4 protein-coding genes are annotated in these 4,984 nt (G+C 64.3%); 2 read left to right on the forward strand and 2 right to left on the reverse strand.

All coding sequences use genetic code 11. The features are described from left to right. Window positions 1-1,519 (reverse strand): allophanate hydrolase (gene atzF / locus HX846_RS24335; RefSeq protein ID WP_178966242.1); only part of this gene is annotated, 1,519 nt, incomplete at its 3' end. Window positions 1,520-1,783: 264 nt separating this feature from the next. Here atzF and HX846_RS24340 point away from each other — a divergent pair. Further along, window positions 1,784-3,160, forward strand: a complete 1,377-nt coding sequence (locus HX846_RS24340) for a cystathionine beta-synthase (protein WP_003215116.1) — start codon at window positions 1,784-1,786, stop codon at window positions 3,158-3,160. Beyond that, window positions 3,157-4,323, forward strand: coding sequence for a cystathionine gamma-synthase (locus HX846_RS24345; protein WP_008436288.1), 1,167 nt, complete (start codon window positions 3,157-3,159; stop codon window positions 4,321-4,323). The genes HX846_RS24340 and HX846_RS24345 overlap by 4 nt, the downstream gene beginning before the upstream one ends. A 42-nt stretch (window positions 4,324-4,365) precedes the next feature. Here HX846_RS24345 and HX846_RS24350 read toward each other — a convergent pair. Beyond that, window positions 4,366-4,984 (reverse strand): Gfo/Idh/MocA family oxidoreductase (locus tag HX846_RS24350; RefSeq protein WP_256739877.1); only part of this gene is annotated, 619 nt, incomplete at its 5' end.

Genomic DNA, 4,984 nt, shown 5'->3' on the forward strand with positions numbered 1-4,984 from the left:
CCGCTGTCAGGGTTTGCTCCACCAGCACGGCGTTGCGGCTGGTCAGCTGGAAGTTCAGCGGCATCCCGGTGAGATGTGCCCCAACCACCGCCACCCGCACGCTGCCTGGCGCCTGTCGCGCCGGTGCCGGTTGCGGCAGATTGCGTTGGGTAGCGCCCAGCGGAAGATCAAGGCCGGCCTGCCAACGCTTGCCCAGATGCGCCAGGGCGGCGTCGTGCCAGGCCGGTGCGATAAGGGTGACGCCGCACGGCAGGCCGTCGCTGCGCAGCCCGGCGGGCACGGCCAGTGCCGAGAGGTCGGCCAGGTTGGTGAAGTTGGTGTAGAAGCCAAACTGCGAGTTGTAGAGCACCGGCTCCACCGCCATTTCCGCCAGGGTGCGGATCGTCGGCGATGTCGGCACCAGCAAGGCGTCGAAACCGGCCAGGGTGTCGTTGATGCGGCGGCTCAGTTCGGCGCGCAGGTATTCGGCTTTATAGGCATCGCAGGCGCTGTACGTGTGACCGTTTTCCACAATGCCACGCACCACCGGGTTGATCGCTTCGGCGTTGCTGGCGAGCATGCCTTCCAGTGCCACCGTGCGCTCCGCAACCCAGGAGCCGTAATAGAGCTGCTCGGCGAGTTGCTGAAACGGGCTGAAATCCACCGCCGTGATTTCGGCGCCGAGGGACTGGAACCTGAGCAGCGCCTGTTCAAATACGGCCTGGTTCTGCGCGTCGCCAAAAAACTCCAGGCTGGCCGGAACCGCCAGCTTGATCGTGGCGCCGACCGCTACGGGAGCATTGTTGGGATTGACGCGTGAATAGGCGTCGCTGGCGTCGTAAGCAGCAGCGAGGCCCGCAACCGTCTCGGCATCTTCAACCGTCAGCGCAAACACCGAAATACAGTCCACGGTACGACAGGCCGGCACCAGTCCGGTGTTGGACAAGCGCCCCTTGGTCGGCTTCAACCCGACGATATTGTTGAAGCCCGCCGGCACCCGCCCGGAACCGGCGGTGTCGGTGCCCAGGGAAAACGCCACCAGCCCGCGGGCAACCACCGAGGCCGAACCCGAGCTGGAACCGCCGCTGACATAGTCCGGGTTAAAACTGTTGCTCACCGCGCCGTAGGGCGAGCGTGTACCGACCAGGCCGGTGGCGAACTGATCGAGGTTGGTCTTGCCCATCAGGATCGCCCCGGCCGCCCGCAACCGCGCCACCACCGAGGCATCCGCCGCGGCGGTATAGGCAAACTCAGGACACGCCGCCGTGGTTTCCCAACCCGCCGCATCGATGTTGTCCTTGATGGCAAACGGCACGCCATACAACGGCAACTGGTCGATATCGCCGTCGACCGCCGCAAGCCGCTCGGCCAACTGCGCCAACTGGTCACGCAACTGCTGCGGTTGCACCTGGCTGATCCAGGCGTTGTCCTCGGCGGGAAACGTGCTCGCCAGGGTCAACAGGATGTCGGGAGTCAGCGCCTGGCTGCAGTAGGCAGCTTGCCATTCACCCAGGGTCCAGCCGAGTTGTTCGTTGCGCATTGAGGATTCCATCTTGTATCCAAGTTTGGATTTTTTTAGCAATCCCCGGGCCAATCAGCTGCAAGCCAATGAATACGTGAGGTTGACAGAAAACCCGCCGATGGATCGCCTCCAGCCGTGCTCCGTCATGAAGCAGCAATGCGCCAAAAAAAGACATTCTGGCGGCCGCGCGGTTGCGAGCGGCCCGATACCGGCCTATGTTCGAAACCATGTTGTAAACGCTGCTGTCCATCCCATACGCCCTTTCCGTAGCCAGGTGACGACATGCCCACCGCTTCCCGCCCCGCCGTGCTCGAACTGATTGGCAATACCCCGCTGGTGCGGGTCAGCCGCTTCGATACCGGCCCGTGCACGCTGTTCCTCAAGCTTGAATCCCAGAACCCCGGCGGCTCCATCAAGGACCGCATTGGCCTGGCCATGATCGACGCCGCCGAGCGCGATGGCCGCCTGCGCCCCGGCGGCACCATCATCGAAGCCACCGCCGGCAATACCGGCCTCGGCCTGGCCCTGGTGGGACGCGCCAAAGGCTACCGGGTGGTGCTGGTGGTGCCGGACAAGATGTCCACCGAGAAAGTCTTGCACCTGAAAGCCATGGGCGCCGAGGTGCACATCACCCGCTCGGATGTCGGCAAGGGCCACCCCGAGTATTACCAGGATGTGGCGGCGCGACTGGCCAAGGACATTCCCGATTCGTTCTTCGCCGACCAGTTCAACAACCCGGCCAACCCCCTGGCCCACGAGACCAGCACCGCCCCGGAAATCTGGGCCCAGACCCAACATGACCTGGATGCCATCGTGGTTGGCGTTGGCTCGGCCGGCACCCTCACCGGCCTGACGCGCTTCTTCAAGCGCGTGCAACCTGACCTGGCCATGGTGCTGGCCGACCCGGTCGGCTCGGTGATGGCCGAGTACAGCCGCAGCGGCACCATGACCGAACCCGGCTCGTGGGCCGTGGAAGGTATCGGCGAAGACTTCATCCCCTCGATCGCCGACCTCTCCAGCGTGCGCCACGCCTATTCCATCAGCGACGAAGAAAGCTTCGACCACGCCCGCCAACTGCTGCGGGCCGAAGGCATTCTCGGTGGCTCCTCCACCGGCACCCTGCTGGCCGCCGCCCTGCGTTATTGCCGCGAACAGACCGAGCCCAAGCGCGTGGTCACCTTCGTCTGCGACACCGGCACGCGCTACCTGTCGAAGGTCTACAACGACCAATGGATGAACGACGCCGGCCTGCTGCAATACAAACACTACGGCGACCTGCGCGACCTGATCGCCCGTCGTTTCGAGGACGGCCGGGTGATCAGCGTCGGCCCCGACGACAGCCTGCTCACCGCCTTCCAGCGCATGCGCCTGGCCGACGTCTCACAGCTGCCGGTGCTGGTGGACGGCAAGCAACTGGTGGGGGTGCTCGACGAGTCGGATGTATTGCTCGGCCTGCATCAGAACGCCGCGCACTTTTCCATGACTGTGGGCAGCGCCATGACCAACGCCCTTCACACCCTCGCACCCAGCGCCAGCCTTGCGCAATTGCAGGCCGAGCTGGATCGCGGGCTGGTGGCAATCATTGCCGACGCCTCGGGCTTTCACGGCCTGATCACCCGCGTCGACCTGCTCAATCACCTACGGAGATCCCTTGCATGACCCAGCACGATAAAAGCGCCTTCGCCACCCGCGTGATCCATGCCGGGCAATCCCCGGACCCGACCACCGGGGCGCTGATGCCGCCGATCTACGCCAACTCCACCTACCTGCAGGACAGCCCCGGCGTTCACAAGGGCTTTGACTACGGGCGCTCCCACAACCCGACGCGCTTTGCCCTGGAACGCTGCGTGGCCGACCTTGAGGGCGGCACCCAGGCGTTCGCGTTCGCCTCCGGGCTGGCGGCGATTTCCACCGTGCTGGAACTGCTCGACGCCGGTTCCCACGTGGTTTCCGGCAATGACTTGTACGGCGGCACCTTCCGCCTGTTCGACAAAGTGCGCCAGCGCAGCGCCGGGCATCGCTTCAGCTTCGTCGACCTGACCGACCTGTCGGCCTTCGAAGCCGCGCTGCAGGACGACACGCGGATGGTCTGGGTCGAAACCCCGAGCAATCCGCTGCTGAGCCTGACCGATCTCAGTGCCATCTCCCGCATCTGCAAGGCCCGGGGCATCATCTGCGTGGCCGACAACACCTTCGCCAGCCCCTGGATCCAGCGCCCGCTGGAGCTGGGTTTCGACATCGTGGTGCACTCCACCACCAAGTACCTCAACGGCCACTCCGATGTAATCGGCGGCATTGCGGTGGTGGGCCAGAATCCTGAACTGGCCGAGCGCCTGGGCTTCCTGCAGAACTCCGTGGGCGCGATTGCCGGGCCGTTCGACGCATTCCTGACCTTGCGCGGGGTGAAGACCCTGGCGCTGCGCATGGAGCGCCATTGCAGCAATGCGCTGGAACTGGCGACGTGGCTGGAGCAACAGCCGCAAGTGGCGCGGGTTTATTACCCAGGCCTGGCATCACACCCGCAGCATGAGCTGGCACGCCGGCAGATGCGCGGGTTTGGCGGGATGATTTCGGTGGACCTGAAAAGCGACCTGGCAGGAGCGACACGCTTCCTGGAAAACGTGAAGATCTTTGCGTTGGCTGAAAGCCTGGGGGGCGTTGAAAGTTTGATCGAACACCCGGCGATCATGACCCATGCGAGCATTCCGGCAGCGACGCGGGCGCAGTTGGGGATTGGTGACGGGTTGGTGCGGTTGTCGGTGGGGGTTGAGGACGTGGAAGACTTGCGGGCGGATCTGGCGCAGGCGTTGGCAAAAATCTAACGCGCAATCTGCCGGAGCGAGCATGCCCGCTCCGGCAACACCTTAAATAGCGTAATTGACCTCAACCATTCGCCCGGTCTTGATGGACTCCAGCGCACAGTCCGCCAAGTGCAACGCATACAGCCCATCGCGCATGTTGGTGGGCAGCGCGCGCCCCGCGCTCAGTGCCTGGATAAACTGCCCCAACTCATTGCGGTAGGCATCCGCATAACGCTCCAGGAAGAAATGCTGCAACGGCTCCAACGCCTCGGTGTGCTCGTGGTTCCAATGGCGCAAGGTGCTGGGTCGATGGTTATCCGTGAGCAGCACCCCCTTGGCCCCGGATACCTCAAGTCGCTGGTCATACCCGTAGACCGCCTCCCGACAGCAGTTGATATGGCACTGTTTCCCGGATGCGGTGCGCAGCAGCACCATCACGCTGTCGAAGTCGTCAATCTGCGCCAGGCTCGGATCTACCAGCCGGCTGGCTATCGCGCCGACTTCAATGGGCTCTTCACCCAGCAGGTGCCGCGCCATGTCGAAGTCATGAATGGTCATGTCCCGCAGGATGCCGCCGGAATGTGCCAGGTAATCCCGTGGCGCCAACCCCGGGTCGCGGCTGGTGATGATCACCTGCCGCACAGCACCAATTTGCCCCGCGTCGATGGCCTGGCGCAGGCGC

The organism is Pseudomonas sp. K5002, from assembly GCF_013386655.1.
Taxonomy (GTDB): domain Bacteria; phylum Pseudomonadota; class Gammaproteobacteria; order Pseudomonadales; family Pseudomonadaceae; genus Aquipseudomonas.